This is a genomic window from Methylobacterium terrae, from assembly GCF_003173755.1.
Taxonomy (GTDB): Bacteria; Pseudomonadota; Alphaproteobacteria; order Rhizobiales; family Beijerinckiaceae; genus Methylobacterium; species Methylobacterium terrae.
Genome location: NZ_CP029553.1, coordinates 3,110,339 through 3,126,034, shown reverse-complemented (window position 1 = coordinate 3,126,034; position 15,696 = coordinate 3,110,339). Strand labels below are relative to the sequence as shown.

The 15,696-nt window shown below is 71.8% G+C and carries 13 protein-coding genes; all 13 read left to right on the top strand.

What is annotated here, in order from left to right; all coding sequences use genetic code 11:
• Positions 1–236: 236 nt before the first annotated feature.
• The 13 genes from DK419_RS14415 (at position 237) to leuC (ending at position 15,696) form a co-directional block, all read left to right on the top strand.
• On the top strand, positions 237–1,061 hold the full coding sequence (locus DK419_RS14415) for a GntR family transcriptional regulator (protein ID WP_109959689.1): 825 nt from the start codon (positions 237–239) through the stop codon (positions 1,059–1,061).
• On the top strand, positions 1,058–2,275 hold the full coding sequence (locus DK419_RS14410; RefSeq protein ID WP_425352581.1) for an ABC transporter substrate-binding protein: 1,218 nt from the start codon (positions 1,058–1,060) through the stop codon (positions 2,273–2,275). Before DK419_RS14415 ends, DK419_RS14410 begins: the two co-directional genes overlap by 4 nt.
• Before the next feature lie 2 nt (positions 2,276–2,277).
• Complete coding sequence (locus DK419_RS14405) at positions 2,278–3,150, top strand: branched-chain amino acid ABC transporter permease (protein ID WP_109959688.1); 873 nt, start codon at positions 2,278–2,280, stop codon at positions 3,148–3,150.
• A complete protein-coding gene (locus DK419_RS14400) occupies positions 3,147–4,130 on the top strand; it encodes a branched-chain amino acid ABC transporter permease (RefSeq protein ID WP_109959687.1) in 984 nt (327 codons plus the stop codon). The genes DK419_RS14405 and DK419_RS14400 overlap by 4 nt, the downstream gene beginning before the upstream one ends.
• A 3-nt stretch (positions 4,131–4,133) precedes the next feature.
• The gene (locus tag DK419_RS14395) at positions 4,134–4,895 is read left to right on the top strand and encodes an ABC transporter ATP-binding protein (protein ID WP_109959686.1); all 762 of its coding nucleotides are present in this window, start codon (positions 4,134–4,136) and stop codon (positions 4,893–4,895) included.
• The gene (locus DK419_RS14390) at positions 4,888–5,589 is read left to right on the top strand and encodes an ABC transporter ATP-binding protein (RefSeq protein WP_109959685.1); all 702 of its coding nucleotides are present in this window, start codon (positions 4,888–4,890) and stop codon (positions 5,587–5,589) included. Before DK419_RS14395 ends, DK419_RS14390 begins: the two co-directional genes overlap by 8 nt.
• Positions 5,590–5,591: 2 nt before the next feature.
• A complete protein-coding gene (locus tag DK419_RS14385; protein WP_109959684.1) occupies positions 5,592–6,986 on the top strand; it encodes an MmgE/PrpD family protein in 1,395 nt (464 codons plus the stop codon).
• A gap of 367 nt (positions 6,987–7,353) precedes the next feature.
• Positions 7,354–8,220 carry an isocitrate lyase/PEP mutase family protein gene (locus DK419_RS14380; RefSeq protein ID WP_109959683.1) on the top strand — a complete coding sequence of 289 codons (867 nt, stop codon included), beginning with the start codon at positions 7,354–7,356 and terminating at the stop codon, positions 8,218–8,220.
• A complete protein-coding gene (locus DK419_RS14375) occupies positions 8,217–9,902 on the top strand; it encodes a hydantoinase B/oxoprolinase family protein (RefSeq protein ID WP_109959682.1) in 1,686 nt (561 codons plus the stop codon). Before DK419_RS14380 ends, DK419_RS14375 begins: the two co-directional genes overlap by 4 nt.
• A complete protein-coding gene (locus tag DK419_RS14370) occupies positions 9,899–11,965 on the top strand; it encodes a hydantoinase/oxoprolinase family protein (protein WP_109959681.1) in 2,067 nt (688 codons plus the stop codon). The genes DK419_RS14375 and DK419_RS14370 overlap by 4 nt, the downstream gene beginning before the upstream one ends.
• Complete coding sequence (locus tag DK419_RS14365; RefSeq protein ID WP_109959680.1) at positions 11,962–12,573, top strand: cysteine hydrolase family protein; 612 nt, start codon at positions 11,962–11,964, stop codon at positions 12,571–12,573. The genes DK419_RS14370 and DK419_RS14365 overlap by 4 nt, the downstream gene beginning before the upstream one ends.
• Positions 12,570–13,964 carry an FAD-dependent oxidoreductase gene (locus DK419_RS14360; RefSeq protein ID WP_109959679.1) on the top strand — a complete coding sequence of 465 codons (1,395 nt, stop codon included), beginning with the start codon at positions 12,570–12,572 and terminating at the stop codon, positions 13,962–13,964. Before DK419_RS14365 ends, DK419_RS14360 begins: the two co-directional genes overlap by 4 nt.
• Positions 13,965–14,289: 325 nt before the next feature.
• Positions 14,290–15,696: a 3-isopropylmalate dehydratase large subunit gene (leuC, locus tag DK419_RS14355; protein ID WP_109959678.1), complete on the top strand. Its 1,407-nt coding sequence runs from the start codon at positions 14,290–14,292 to the stop codon at positions 15,694–15,696.

Below are 15,696 nucleotides of genomic sequence, written 5' to 3'. Positions count from 1 at the left end.
GGCCCGGAGCGAACCAGGAAGCGATGAGATCCGGACCGGCCCGTGCCGGTCGCCGGCTCCGCCCCGCCCGGGCGCCCGGAAAATTCCTGTTCGTTCTTGCCACCTGTCCCAATTGACGGACAGCAACCTGTCTGCATAATCGGACAGGTGAGCGCCGGCGGATGACCGTGGACGGCACTTGCAACCCGACTCGTGCACGCCACGAGTCATGCAAGCCACGAGCCAGGGATGGCCCCGTGACCTCCGCGATCGAGCCCCACAAGGCGCGCCGGCTCTACCTGCTGCTGCGCGACCAGATCTCCAGCGGCCGGCTGCCGAGCGGCGCCCGGCTGCCGGGCGAGCCGGCGCTCGCCGCCGAGCACGGCCTGGCGCGGGTGACCGTGCGGCGCGCCCTCGACCTTCTCGCGAGCGAGGGGCTGGTGCGGCGGCGCCCCGGCTCCGGCACCTTCGTGCAGGGTCCGGACGGCGCCCGGCCGGTGATCGGCGACCTGCCGAACCTGCTCGCGGGGCTGATCGCCATGGGGCGCGCCACCGGCGTGCGGCTCCTGTCCTTCGAGTACGTCGCGGCGCCGGCCGCCATCGCCGAGGCCCTGCTGCTCGATCCCGGCGAGCGGGTGCAGCGCTCGGTGCGCGTCCGCCTGATCGACGGCCGGCCCTTCTCCTACCTCACCACCCACGTGCCCGAGCGGGTCGGCCTGTCCTACTCGGAGGCCGATCTCGCGGCGACGCCGCTCCTGTCGCTGATGGAGCGCTCCGGCGTCACCGCCGACCGGGCGACGCAGGCGATCGGCGCGACCCTCGCCGGGCCCGAGGTGGCCCAGGCCCTCGACCTCGAGGTCGGATCGGCGCTGATCGACCTGACCCGGGTCGTGTTCGATCCCACCGGCCGCGGCGTCGAGCACCTGCACGCGCTCTACCGGCCCGACCGCTACGCCTTCCAGATGGACCTCGTGCGCACGGGCGACGCCGGCGAGCGGCGCTGGACGCCCGCCGTGCCGCGCCCCGTCAAGCCTGATTCCACCCCCCGCCGACCCGCCGCCCACAGGAGGCCCGCCCCGTGACCTCGATCGTCTCCCCCTCCCGCCGCGCGATCCTGCGCACCGGTCTCGCCGCGACCTCCTTTGTGGCGATGCCGTCGATCCTGCGGGCGCAGGGGTCGACCGTGAAGCTCGGCATCATCCAGCCGGTCACGGGCGCGCTCGCCAATGACGGCGACCTCGGCAAGCTCGGCGCGGAACTCGCCGTGCAGGACATCAACGCCGCCGGCGGGCTCAAAAGCCTCGGCGGCGCCAAGCTCGAGATCGTCTTCGCCGACAGCCGCTCGAGCCCCGAAGCCGCGGCGCAGGAGACCGAGCGCCTGAACGGCGAGGGCGTGGCGGCGATCGTCGGCGGCTTCGGCAGCGGGCTCTGCGCCACCGCGAGCCAGGCGGCCTCGCGCTACGACCTGCCCTACCTGATCGATGTCGGCGTCGCCGACCAGCTGACCCAGCGCGGCCTCAAGAACACCTTCCGGTTCTCGCCGAGCTTCGGCATGGTGACGAAGAGCGCGCTGGAGCGCCTCGTCGCGCTGAACGACGCCGCCGGCAAGCCGGCCCGCACCGTCGTGATCGTGCACGAGGACGGCCTGTTCGGCTCCGGCCTCGCCAAGCTCCTCCAGGCGGAATTGCCGAAGCTCGGCTTCGAGATCCTCGAGACCGTCTCGCACCCGACCCCGGCCCGCGACATGGCCAACGTGGTGCTGCGCATCCGCTCGCTCCAGCCCGACCTCGTCATCCCGTCGAACTATTACGGCGAGTTCGTGCTGCTCGCCCGCACGATGCTCCAGCAGCGGGTCCGGCCGAAGGGCATCTACGCGATCCTCGGCGGCGGCGCCTCGTCCCTGCGCTTCGTCAAGGAGTTCCCGCAGGCGGCCGAGGGCGTGATGGATTGCAACCACTGGCCCGATCCGAAGAACCCGCTGACGCCCGAGCTGCGCAAGCGCACGGAAGCCGCGGGCCGCGCCTTCGCCTACAACGTGCCGATGAACTACTCCGCCGTGCGGCTGATGGCCGAGGCGATCGAGAAGGCCGGCGCGCCCGACCGGCTCAAGATCATCGAGGCGCTCTCGACCCAGAGCTTCGCCAGCGGGGTGATGCCCTACGGCCAGTCGAAGTTCTCGAACGGCCAGAACACCTCCGCGCTGCCGCTCAACACGCAGGTGCAGGGCGGCGACGTCAAGGTGATCGCGCCGGACGCCTTCGCCGAGGCTAAGGCCAACTTCCCGCTCAAGGCGTGACGATGTACGCGCCCCAGATCCTGATCGAGGCGGCCCTCAACGGCCTGATGACGGGGGCGGTCTACGCCCTCATCGCCCTCGGGCTGACCCTGGTCTACGGGGTGCTGCACATCATCAACTTCGCGCATGGCGCCCTGCTCACCTGCGCGATGTTCGCGGTCTGGGGCGCCTTCGCGCTGTTCCACGTCGATCCCTATCTCGCGATGATCGGGATCGTGCCGCTGATGTTCGGCCTCGGCTACGGCCTGCAGCGGTTCGTCATCGGCCCGGCGAGCCACGGCAGCGACAACAACGTGCTGCTGGTCACGCTGGGCCTGTCGATCGTGCTCGAGAACGCGCTGCTCGCGCTGTTCCGCTCCGACACCCGCGCGCTCGATTCCGACGCCGCCCTCCAGGTGATCGAGCTCGGCCCCCTCCTGCTCTCGACGCCGCGGGTGATCGGCTTCCTGGCCTCCCTCGCCGTCACAGGGGTGCTCTGGCTCGTCCTCAACCGCACCGACACCGGCCGGGCGATCCGCGCGGTGGCGCGGGAGAAGCTCGGCGCGCGCCTCGTCGGCATCGAGGTCGATCACGTCTACGCCGTGACCTTCGGCATCGGCTGCGCCTGCCTCGCCGTCGCCGCCTGCCTGCTGATGCCGACCTACTACGTCAACCCGCGCTCGGGCGCCGCCTTCGTGCTCGTCGCCTTCACCATCGTGGTGCTCGGCGGCATGGGGTCGATCGCCGGCGCCCTCATCGGCGGCCTCGTCATCGGCGTGGTCGAGAGCTTCTCCGGTCTCCTGCTGGGCGACAGCCTCGGGCAGATCGGCATCTTCCTGATCTTCATCCTGGTGCTGCTGGTGCGCCCGACCGGCCTGTTCGGAGCCCGCGCATGAGCGCCCGCGACCTCCTGCCCGTGATCCTCGTCCTGGGCGTGCTCGCCGCCCTGCCCTTCCTGGGGCTGTCGGGCAGCCTCCTCAACTTCCTCGTCACCACGCTCATCATCGCGCTCGCGGGCCTGGGCTGGAACGTGCTGGGCGGCTTCGGCGGGCAGTATTCCTTCGGCCACGCCGCCTTCTTCGGCAGCGGCGCATACGCCACCGCGGTCCTCCAGGTGAAGTTCGGCTGGAACGCCTGGGGGGCGCTCGCGGCCGGGATCGGCCTCGGCACGCTGGTCGGCCTCGCCATCGGCTACCTGAGCTTCCGGGCCGGCCTGCGCGGCTCCTACTTCGCCCTCGTCACCCTCGCCTTCGCCGAGGTGTTCCGCATCCTGGCGAACACCGCCGACATCACCGGCGGCGCGGCCGGCCTGCTGCTGAAGCTCCAGCCCGGCTTCGCCTCGCTGCAATTCGCCGACCGGCGCTACTTCGTCCTCCTCGTCCTCGCCTTCGTCGGCCTGGCGCTGCTGGCCTCGCGCTGGCTCGAGCGCTCGCGCTTCGGCGCCCACCTGATCGCGGTGCGCGAGAACGAGGAGGCGGCGCGCGCGCTCGGGGTCGACGCCCTCGCGGTGAAGCTTCGCGCCATCGCGCTCTCGGCGGCGATCACCGCCGCGGCCGGCGGGCTCTACGTGCAGTACTTCCTCTACCTCGATGCCGGTGTGGCCTACGGCACCTGGATCTCCGTCGAGGCGCTGCTGGCGCCGATCGTCGGCGGCATCGGCACCGCCTTCGGGCCGCTCGTCGGGGCGCTGGCGCTGCAGGGCCTCGGCGAGCTGACCAAGCACCTCGCCGGCGGCGTCCCCGGCGTCGACCTCGTGGTGTTCGGCGCCTGCCTGATCGCCGTCATCGCCTTCGCGCCCCAGGGGCTGCTCGGCCTGCGCCCCTTTCGCCGCCGGCGCGAGGCCCGCGACGCGCGCGCCGCCGCGATGGGGGCCTGACCGATGCTCGCCGTCGAATCCCTCACCAAGCGCTTCCAGGGCCTCGTTGCGGTCGACCGCGCCTCGCTCACCGTGCCGGCCGGCTCGATCACCGGGCTCATCGGCCCGAACGGCGCCGGCAAGACCACCCTGTTCGGGATGATCTCGGGCTTCCTCAATCCCAGCGAGGGCCGGGTGCTGTTCGAGGGGCGGGACGTGACGGCGGAGGCCCCGCACCTGCGGGCGCGCCGCGGCATCGCCCGCACCTTCCAGATCGTCCAGCCCTTCGCCGGGCTGACGGTCGCCGAGAACATCGCGGTCGGCGCCTACCTGCGCCACCCGCGTCGCGCCGACGCCGTGGCGAAGGCCCGGGAGGTCGGGACCCGGGTCGGCCTCGCCGACCAGCTCGACAAGCCGGCCGCCGACCTCACGGTCGCCGGGCGCAAGCGCCTGGAGGTGGCCCGCGCGCTCGCCACCGAGCCGCGACTCCTCCTCCTCGACGAGGTGCTGGCGGGCCTGAACCCGTCGGAGATCCGCGACATCCTGCCGGTGGTGCGCTCCATCCGCGACGACGGCGTCACCATCCTGATGATCGAGCACATCATGCAGGCGGTGATGACCCTGTGCGAGGAGGTCTTCGTGCTCGCACAAGGCAGGATGATCGCGTCCGGCCCGCCGCGCCAGGTCTGCGCCGACCCGGGGGTGATCGAGGCCTATCTCGGCAAGGGCGCGGCCGCCCGGATGAAGGCCCAGGATTCCCTCAACGACGAGGCGGTCGATGCTTGAGGTCGCGGGCCTTCGCGCCGGCTACGGCGCCACCGAGGTCCTGCGCGGCCTCGACCTGAATGTCCGCGCGGGCGAGATCGTCGCGGTGCTCGGCGCCAACGGCGTCGGCAAGACGACGCTCAACAAGGTGCTGTCCGGGGTCGTCCCGGCGCGCGCCGGCGAGATCCGCTTCGACGGCCGGCCGATCGGCAAGGCCTCGGCGTCCGCGATCGTCGAGGCCGGCCTGATCCACGTGCCGGAAGGCCGCAAGATCTTCCCGAACCTGAGCGTGCGCGAGAACCTGGTGCTCGGCAGCTACCGCCGCGGCCGGGCGCGGCGGGGGGAGAACATCGAGCGGGTCTTCTCGACCTTCCCGCGCCTGCGCGAGCGCGCGACCCAGGCCGCCGGCACCCTCTCGGGGGGAGAGCAGCAGATGCTCGCCATCGGCCGCGGCCTGATGGCCGAGCCGCGCCTCCTCATCCTCGACGAGCCCTCGCTCGGGCTCTCGCCGCTCCTCGTCGAAGAGATGTTCACGCTCGTCCGTACCCTCAACAGGCAAGGACTGCCGATCATGCTGGTGGAGCAGAACGTGGTGCAGTCGCTCGATCTCGCGACCCGCGCCTACATCCTGGAGAACGGCACCGTCGCGCTGTCGGGCGACGCCGCGACCCTCGCCGCCGACCCGGCCCTGCGCCGGGCCTATCTGGGGCTTTAGCGATGGGCATCGTCACCCCCGGCATCGTCCCGGCCACCACCTTGCTCGCCGAGCCCGTCCCGGCCTGGCTCGACCGCTGGACGGGGTTCGCGGCCGATCTCGCCCCCGCCGACATCCCGGAACCGGCGCACGAGCGCGCCCGCCTCGTCCTCCTCGACTCTCTCGGCGTCATCGCCGCCGGGATGCGCGAGCCGGAATGCCGGGCGCTCGCCGAGCGGCTGGCCGCCCGCCGCGACGGTCCGGCGCCGGCGATCGGCAGCGGCCTGTCCCTCGATCCGCGCGACGCGGCGCTGGTCAACGGGACTGCGGGCACGACGCTCGAGCTCGACGAGGGCAACCAGTACGCCCGCGGCCATCCCGCGATCCACGTCGTCCCCGCGGTTCTCGCCGCCGCGCAGGAAACGAACGCTTCCGGCGCCGACCTGATCGCGGCGCTGGTCCTCGGCTACGAGATCGGCGCGCGGATCGGCATCGCCTCGAAGTTGCGGGTGACGATGCACCCGCACGGCACCTGGGGCACGGTCGGCGCCGCGCTCGCGGTGGCGAAGCTGCATGGCGCCGACGCCGCGATGATCGGCCGGACGATCGGCCTCGCCTCGTCCCTGGGCCTGAGCACCAGCCGGCGCACGATGCTGGAGGGGGCGACCGTCCGCAACACCTATGCGGGCTTCTCCAACCAGCTCGGGCTCACCGCCTGGGATCTCGCCGGGAGCGGCTTCCTGCCGGAGCGCGACGGGATCGGCACGGTCTACGGCGGCATCCTCGCCGAGGATTTCTCGCCCGAGGCGATGGTCGAGGAGCTGGGGTTTCGCTGGGAGATCGCCCGCAACTACTTCAAGCGCCACGCCGCCTGCCGCTACACCCACGGCGCCCTCGACGCCCTGGCGCAGATCCGAACCGAGGCCGGCCCGATCGACCCGGATGCCGTGCGCTCGGTCGAGGTCGCCACCTACGTCTGGGCGGCGCAGCTCGACCACCCGGCGCCCGCGACGATGCTGGCGGCGAAGTTCTCGCTGCCCTTTGCCCTCGCGGCCGCCCTGGTGCGGGGCGAGGCCGACACCGACGCCTTCCGGGACGAGGCGCGGGCCGACCGCCGCATCCTGTCGCTGGCCCGCCGGGTGATGGTGCAGGAGGATCCCGGCATGACGGCGCAGCTGCCGTCCTTGCGTCCCGCCAAGGTCACGCTGACGCTGGCCGACGGCCGCAGGCTCTCGGCGAAGGCGACGACCAACCGCGGCGACACCGAGGACCCGTACTCGGCCGACGATGTCCGCGAGAAGTTCCGGGCGCTCGCCGGGCCGGTCTGGGGGGCGGAGCGGAGCGAGGCGGTCATCGCCGCGGTGGCGGGGATCGACAAGGCCGAGGGGGTCGGGGCGTTGCTGGCGTTGGTGGCGTGAAATCAAGACACAGCCTGCGCGGCTCCTTGGTATTCTCCTGATTAAAATGTGAAAATCTTGCATAATCATATATCAGAGAATTAAAAATGGGCGCATTGCACACAAGATGAGGCGCGGGATCCCCTCTCCCGTGTGGGAGAGGGGTAGGGGTGAGGGTGGAGACGGTGCCGATAGAGGCACCGAACGTTCCGCCGCCAGCACGACGATCTGAGTTTTACTGCGGAAGCGTGCCACCCTCACCCCTGTCCCCTCTCCCACACGGGAGAGGGGGACCTGCGCTTGTCCTCTCCTGGGCAGCTCCATGAGCGGTGGGGAGGGATGCGCACCCAACGAACGCGATGAAACCGAACGAGGAACACCCCGCGTCATGTCCCTGAAGTCCCGCCTCGCCGAGGACCGCGTCCTCGTCGCTCCGGGCGTCTACGACGCCCTCACGGCCTCCCTCGCCACGGATGCGGGCTTCGAGGCCCTGTATCTCTCGGGCGCGGCCATCGCCTACACGCGCCTCGGCCGGCCCGATATCGGCCTCGTCTCGATGAGCGAGGTCGCCGAGACCATCACGCTGGTGCGCGACCGGGTGGCGACGCCCCTCGTGGTCGATGCCGATAACGGCTACGGCAACGCGCTCAACGTCGAGCGCACGGTGCGGCTGTTCGAGCGGGCCGGCGCCAGCGCGATCCAGCTCGAGGACCAGAGCTATCCGAAGCGCTGCGGCCACCTCCAGGACAAGACGCTGATCGGCAGGGCCGAGATGGTCGGCAAGATCAAGGCGGCGCTCGACGCCCGCGCGAGCGCCGAGACCCTGATCGTCGCCCGCACCGACGCGGTCGCGGTCGAGGGCTTCGAGCGCGCCATCGAGCGGGCGCGGGCCTATGCGGAAGCCGGCGCCGACGTGCTGTTCGTCGAGGCGCCGCGCTCCGCCGACCAGCTCGCCGAGGTCACGAAGGCGCTGGGCTCGACCCGCCCGCTGCTCGCCAACATGGTCGAGGGCGGCGACACGCCGCTGGCGTCCGCCGCCGATCTCGGGGCTCTGGGCTTCCGCCTGGTGATCTTCCCCGGCGGCATCGTCCGGGCGCTCGCCCGCACCGCGAAGGATTATTACGCCTCGCTCGCCAAGGCCGGCACCAACACGCCGTTCGCCGACCGGATGTTCGATTTCGGCGAACTCAACGCGCTCATCGGCACGCCCGAGATGCTGGCCCGCGGCCGCGCCTACGAGGGATCCGCTCAATGACGTCCATCGATCCCGTCACCCTGGCGGTGCTGAAGGGCCGCCTGGAGCAGATCGCCGACGAGATGGACGCGACGCTCTACCGCTCGGCCTTCAACCCGATCATCGCGGAAGCCCGCGACGCCTGCCACGGCCTCTATCACGCGACCACCGGCGACACCCTGGTCCAGGGCACCAAGGGCCTGCCGATCTTCGTCGGCGCCATGGCCTTCGCGGTGAAGGCGGTCATCGCCAAGGTCGAGCGCGAGGGCGGCCTGGAGCCGGGCGACACCTTCCTGTTCAACGATCCCTACAGCGGCGGCACCCACCTCAACGACTTCCGGCTCGTCCGCCCGGTCTTCCGGGACGGCACCCTGTTCTGCTGGCTCGCCTCGGTCGGCCACTGGCTCGATATCGGCGGCAACGTGCCGGGCGGCTACAATCCGAAGGCCACCGAGAGCTTCCAGGAGGGCGTGCGCTTCCCGCCCGTCAAGCTGTTCTCCGCAGGGCGCCTGAACCAGGACATCGTCGACATCCTGGCCGCCAACACCCGCGTGCCGACCTCGAACTGGGGCGACCTCAACGGCCAGCTCAACGCCCTCGACCTCGGCGAGCGCCGCTTCGCCGCCCTCCTCGACGAGTACGGCGACCGCATTGTGGATGCCGCCTTCGCGGCCTTCTCCGACCGGGCCGAGGCCCTGATGCGCGCCGCGATCCGGGCGCTCCCGGACGGCCGCTACGGCTTCGAGGACGTGCTCGACAACGACGGCATCACCGACGAGCCCCTGACCATCGCCCTCGACCTGACGATCGACGGCGACCGGATGGTCCTCGACTTCTCGCGCTCGTCGGCGCCGGCGCAGGGGCCGATCAACATCTCGCACGCGACGACGGTCGCCGCCTGCTACGTGGCCCTGAAGCACGTCTTCACCGAGGTGCCGGCCAATGCCGGCTGCCTGCGGCCGATCACCTTCACGGTGCCGGAGACGACGCTGCTCGGCGCCGGCGCGCCCAAGCCCATGGCCGGCTACACCGAGACGATCCTGCGGCTGATCGGCGTGGTGCTGGGTGCCCTCGCGGAGGCCGATCCGGACCGGGCGACGGCGGCGCCCTTCGGCACCATCAACGCGCTCTCGCTCGCCGGCCACCGGGCCGACGGCTCGCGCTGGGTGATGTTCTCGTTCTTCGGCGGGGGCCTCGGGGGCAACCCCGAGACCGACGGGCTCAGCCACGCCAACAACCCGATCTCGACCGCGACGATCCCGCCGGTCGAGATCCTCGAGGCCGCCTATCCGGTGGTCTTCACCCAGTGGGCCCTGCGGCCCGACAGCGCCGGGGCGGGCGCCCATCGCGGCGGCCTGGGCGCGGTCTACGAGATCGAGACCCTGACCGACGCCGACGTGTTCCTGCTCGGCGAGCGCGGCAAGGTGGCGCCGTTCGGCGTCAAGGGCGGTCACTCCGCGGCGCTGAACCGCTTCGGCTGGCAGGTTCCGGAGGGCTGGGCGAGCCCGCCGATGGTCTCGAAGGTGACCGACGTGCGCGTGCGTGCCGGCGAGCGGGTGCGGCTCGAGACCCCCGGCGGCGGCGGCTTCGGCCACCCGGCCGAGCGCGACCGCGAGGCGCTGAAGCGCGACCTGCGCCTCGGCTACGTGACCCGTGAGGCCGCTGCCCGCGACTACGCCCTGACGACCGGAGACGAGCAATGACCCCCCGCGCCATCGTCGGCGTCGATGTCGGCGGCACCTTCACCGACCTCTTTTACTACGACGAGGCCGCCGGCCGCTTCCAGACCGGCAAGGTGCCGTCGAACCGCGGCGACGAGGCGGTCGGCTTCCTCGCCGGCCTCAAAGGGTTCGGCCCGGTCGCGGGCCTCGCCTCGATCGTCCACGGCACCACCGTCGGCACCAACGCGCTGCTCGAGCGGAAAGGGGCCCGCATCGGCCTCATCACCACGCGCGGATTCCGCGACGTGCTGGAGATGCGCCGGCGCGACCGGCGCCACACCTGGGGCCTGTGGGGCGACTTCGTCCCCGTCGTCGACCGGGACCTGAGGCTTGAGGTCGACGAGCGCACCCTCGCCGACGGCACGATCCGCGAGGCGGTGAATCCCGAGCAGGTGGCGGAGGCCGCCCGCGCGCTTCTCGCCAACGGCGCCGAGGCCCTGGCGATCTGCTTCGTCAACGCCTACGCCAACCCGGAGAACGAGCGGGTCGCCATGGAGGCCGCCTCGTCCGTGTGGCCGAACGCCAACGTGGAGCGCTCGTCGGGCATCCTGCCGGAGATCCGCGAGTTCGAGCGCACCTCGACGACCGTGCTCAACGCCTACTTGCAGCCGGTGGTCGGCAGCTATCTCGGCAAGCTCGACCGGGCGCTGGAATCCGAAGGGTTCGAGGGCCGCTTCCACATCGTGCAGTCGAACGGCGGCGTGATGTCGACCGCGACCGCCCGGCGGCTCCCCGTCCGCACCGCCCTGTCGGGGCCGGCGGCCGGCGTCATCGCGGCCGCCGCCATCGCCAAGGAGGCCGGCTTCCCGAACGTGATCACGGGCGATCTCGGCGGCACCTCCTTCGACGTGTCGCTGGTGGTCGAGGGCGAGACGGCGCTCGCCGCCCAGACCACCATCGATTTCGGCCTCGTCATCCGCACCCCGATGATCGAGATCAGCACCATCGGGGCCGGCGGCGGCTCGATCGCCCACGTCGATGCCGGCGGGCTGCTCCAGGTCGGGCCGGAGAGCGCGGGCTCGCGGCCGGGTCCGGTCTGCTACGGCCAGGGCAACACCCGCCCGACGCTGACCGACGCCAACGTGGTGCTCGGCCGCATCAACGCCGAGCGGCCGATCGGCGGGGCCTTGAAGCGCCTCGACGTCGAGGCGGCGAAAGCCGCGATCCACGAGCACGTCGCGGCGCCGCTGGGCCTCGACGTGATGGCGGCGGCCGAAGCGATCGTGCGGGTCGCCGACGGCAAGATGGCGGGCGCGATCCGCCTCGTCTCGATCGAGCGCGGGCACGACCCCCAAAAGTTCGCCGCGGTACCGTTCGGCGGCGGAGGAGCCTTGCATGTCGGGGCGCTGATCAAGGATGTGGGCCTGCGCGGCGCCCTGGTGCCGCGCTATCCGGGCGTCACCTCGGCGCTCGGCTGCGTCATCGCCGACATTCGCCACGACCAGGTCCAGACCCTCAACCTGTCGCTGGCGAACCTCGACGCCGCCGCCCTCGACCGCCGGATGGTGGCGGAGGCGCAGGCCGCCCGCGCGGTCGTCGAGGCCGCCGGCCTCACCGTCTCGCGGATCGACACGGTGTTCGAGCTCGACATGCACTATGTCGGCCAGACCCACACCGTCGCGGTCGCCCTGCCGGTGACGGTCGAGAACGGCACCACCGGCGTCACGGTCGCCGTCATCCAGGAGGCGTTCGAGAGGGCCTACCGCACATCGTTCAGCCGCCTGCTGCCGGGGCTGGGCACCCGGATCGTCAACCTCCGCACCGCGGCGATCGGACGGCGGCCCCACTTCGACCTCGCCGCGCTCGCGCCGGGGGCGGATGCCTCGCTGGACGCCGCCCGCCTCGGCAGCCGGCCGGTCTGGTTTTCCGGCGCCTGGCACGAGGCCGCGGTCTACGCCCGCCTGTCGCTCCCGGTCGGCGCCGAGATCCCTGGCCCGGCGATCCTCGAGCAGCCCGACGCCACGACCGTGGTCGATCCCGACCTGACGGCCCGGGTCGACCGGCTCGGCAACGTCGTGGTCACCCGCACGGGAGAGCCCGCATGAGCCATGGTCCGATCCCGATGGAGCGCACCGCGCTCCTGATCTGCGATCTCCAGAACGACTTCCTGCACCCGGACGGCGCCTACGGCCGCGCCGGCCAGGCGGCGCCCGAGATCGCCGCGGTGCCGGCCCGCGTCCGGCCGCTCGCCGAGCTGATCCGGGCCAGGGGCGGCTTCATCGTCTCGACCCACTTCACCCTGGTGCCGGGCAAGGGCGGCGAGCCGATGATCTCGCCCCACCTGCGCGAGCTGCGGCCGTTCCTGGCGAAGGGCGACTTCCTGCCCGGCGCCTGGGGCCATGCGCTCGTCGACGAGCTCCAGCCCGCCGACCTCGCGGTCGAGAAGGTCGCCTACTCGGCCTTCTACATGACCCGGCTCGAATGGGTGCTCCGCAAGGCCGGGATCGAGCGGCTCATCGTGTCGGGCATTGTCACCAACGGCGGCGTCGCCTCGACGGTGCGGGACGCCCATGTCCGGGATTTTTCCGTGACCGTGCTGTCGGATGCCTGCGCGGCCTTCTCGCCGGCCGTCCACCGGACCGCGATCGACGCCCTGAAGCCCGTCTGCCGCGTCGCCGAGGTGGCGGAAATCCTGGCGGAGCTGTCCGCATGAGGGTCGAATCCGCCGAAGGGATCGCCTTCGACATCGACGTGCCGGTCGCGGTGATCGGCGCCGGCGCTGCCGGGCTGGTGGCGGCGCTCGCCGCCCACGAGGCCGGGGCCGAGGTGCTGGTGATCGAGCGCGATCCCGTGCCCCGCGGCTCCACCGCCCTCTCGGCCGGGCTGGTCCCGGCCCCCGGCACGCGCTGGCAGCGCGAGGCCGGGCTCGAGGACAGCCCGGAGCTGTTTTCCGCCGACATCATGGCGAAGGCGAAGAACGAGCCGGACCCGGCCCTCGTCGCGCGGTTAGCCGGCTCCGTCGGTCCGGCCCTCGAATGGCTCAGCCACCGGCACGGCCTGCCCTTCTCGGTCATCACCGATTTCCGTTATCCAGGCCACTCGGCCAACCGCATGCACGGCCTGCCGAGCCGGTCGGGCGAGGAATTGGTCGATCGCCTCGCCCGGGCGGTCGAGGCGGCCGGCATCCCGATCCTGTGCGACGCCACGGTCGATACGATCTACACCGAGGGCGATGCGATCCGGGGCCTCGGCCTCGTTCGCCCCGACGGCTCGCGCGAGCGCGTCGCCTGCCGGGCGCTGGTGCTCGCCTGCAACGGCTACGGCGGCAACAAGGCGCTGGTGGCGCAGCACGTGCCGGAACTGGCCGGCGCGCTCTATTTCGGCCACGAGGGCAACCAGGGCGACGCGCTGCTCTGGGGCGAGGCGCTCGGCGCGGCGACCCGCCACCTCTCCGGCCACCAGGGCCACGGCTCGGTGGCGCATCCGCACGGCATCCTGATCACCTGGGCGACCGTCACCGAGGGCGGGTTCCAGGTGAACGCGGAGGGGCGCCGCTTCTCGAACGAGAGCAAGGGCTATTCCGAGCAGGCGGCGGAGGTGCTGCGCCAGCCCGATGGCCTCGCCGTGACGGTGTTCGACGAGCGCATCGCCGGGATCGCCCGCCAGTTCGAGGATTTTCGGAGGGCCGAGAGCGCCGGGGCGATCGTCGCGGCGGATACGATCGCGGAACTCGCGACGCGGCTGCACATGCCGGAGGCCGCCCTGGCCGGGACGTTGGATGAGGTCGAGGCACTGAAGCGCGAAGGTCGCCGGGACGAGTTCGGGCGCTCCTTCGCGGGCGTGCCGGCGCTTGAGCCCCCCTACCGGGCGGTGCGGGTGACCGGGGCGCTGTTCCACACGCAAGGGGGTCTCGTGGTCGATCGCGACGCGCGGGTGCTGACGCAGAGCGGCGCACCGATCCCGAACCTGTTCGCGGCCGGGGGCGCCGCCTGCGGCGTCTCGGGGACCGGGCCGGGCGGGTATCTCTCGGGCAACGGGCTCCTGGCGGCGGTGGCGCTCGGGCGCATCGCGGGCCAGGCGGCGGGGGCGATGGCGATGGCTTAATCACCCGTCAAACTGCTCTAAAAAGTATAGCGCGGGATCCCCTCTCCCGTGTGGGCGAGGGGTAGGGGTGAGGGTGGCACGCTTCCGTGTAAAGCTCTGAACGTGGTGCTGGTAGCGGAACGATCTGAGTTCAAGGCGGCACCGTCTCGACCCTCACCCCTAACCCCTCTCCCACACGGGAGAGGGGAACGCGCTTCACCTCGAAACGGAATATCTAACGGAAGCGTCCACCACATCTTCCGGCCTTTCCCGAGAATCGTGACGCCGAACCGCATCACACCCTGTCCCTCTTCCTGAATCCCAACAACAAGACGGAGGACGCCCGATGACCCCGCAACCCCGCACCCTCCTCGACAAGGTCTGGGACGCCCACGTCATGGCGACCCGTCCCGACGGGCAGGCTTTGCTCGCCATCGACCGGCACCTGCTGCACGAGGGCTCGTTCCACGCCTTCGGGATGCTCGACCATGCCGGCCGAAAAATCCGCCGCCCCGAGCTGACCTTCGCGGTCGCCGACCACTACGTCCCGTCCCGCGACCGCAGCGGACCGATCCCCGATCCCGAGATCGCCAACATGGTCTCGACGCTCGCCGACAATGCCGGCCGGCACGGCATCCGCCACTTCGGCCTCGACGACCGCGCGCAGGGCATCGTCCACGTGCTGGCGCCGGAGCAGGGCCTGACGCTGCCGGGCCTGACGATCGTCTGCGGCGATTCCCACACCTCGACCCACGGCGCCTTCGGGGCGCTCGGCTTCGGCATCGGCGCGACGGAGGTCGCCCACGTGCTGGCGACGCAGGCCCTGTGGCAGCGCCGGCCGAAGACCCTGCGGGTGATCATCGACGGCGTGCTCGGCCCCCACGTCACCGCCAAGGACGTGATCCTGGCGATCATCGCCGTGATCGGGGCCGGCGGCGCGGTCGGGCACGTGCTCGAATATGCTGGCAGTGCCATCCGCGGCCTGTCGATGGAGGGGCGGCTCACCATCTGCAACATGTCGATCGAGGCCGGCGCTCGCGCCGGGATGATCGCCCCCGACGACACCACCTTCGCGTTTCTCGAAGGGCGCGCTTACGCTCCGAAGGGCGCGCTGTTCGATCGGGCGGTGGCGGCCTGGCGGCAGCTCCCCAGCGACGAGGATGCCCGGTTCGACCGCGAGGTGACGCTCGACGCGTCCAGCATCGCCCCCACCGTCACCTGGGGCACCAGCCCCGAGACCGCGCTTCCCGTCACCGCCGCGGTGCCGGATCCGGGCGCGGAAGCCGATCCCACCAAGGCCGGCCAGATGCGGGCGATGCTCGACTATATGGGCCTCACCCCCGGCACGCCCCTCGAAGCGGTCGCGATCGACCGGGTGTTCATCGGCTCCTGCACCAATTCGCGCATCGAGGACCTGCGGGCCGCCGCCGGCGTGCTGCGCGGCCAGAAGGCGGCGGTGCCGGGCCTCGTCGTCCCGGGCTCCGGCCCGGTGCGGCGCCAGGCCGAAGCGGAAGGGCTCGACCGGGTGTTTCGCGAGGCCGGCCTCGAATGGGGCGAGCCGGGCTGCTCGATGTGCGTCGGCATCAACGGCGACCTCGTGCCGGCCGGCGAGCGCTGCGCCTCGACCACCAACCGCAACTTTCCGGGCCGCCAGGGCCCGAATGCCCGCACCCACCTGATGAGCCCGGCGATGGCCGCCGCCGCCGCCGTCACCGGCCGCCTCACCGACATCCGCCGGCTCGGGAACCGCTGA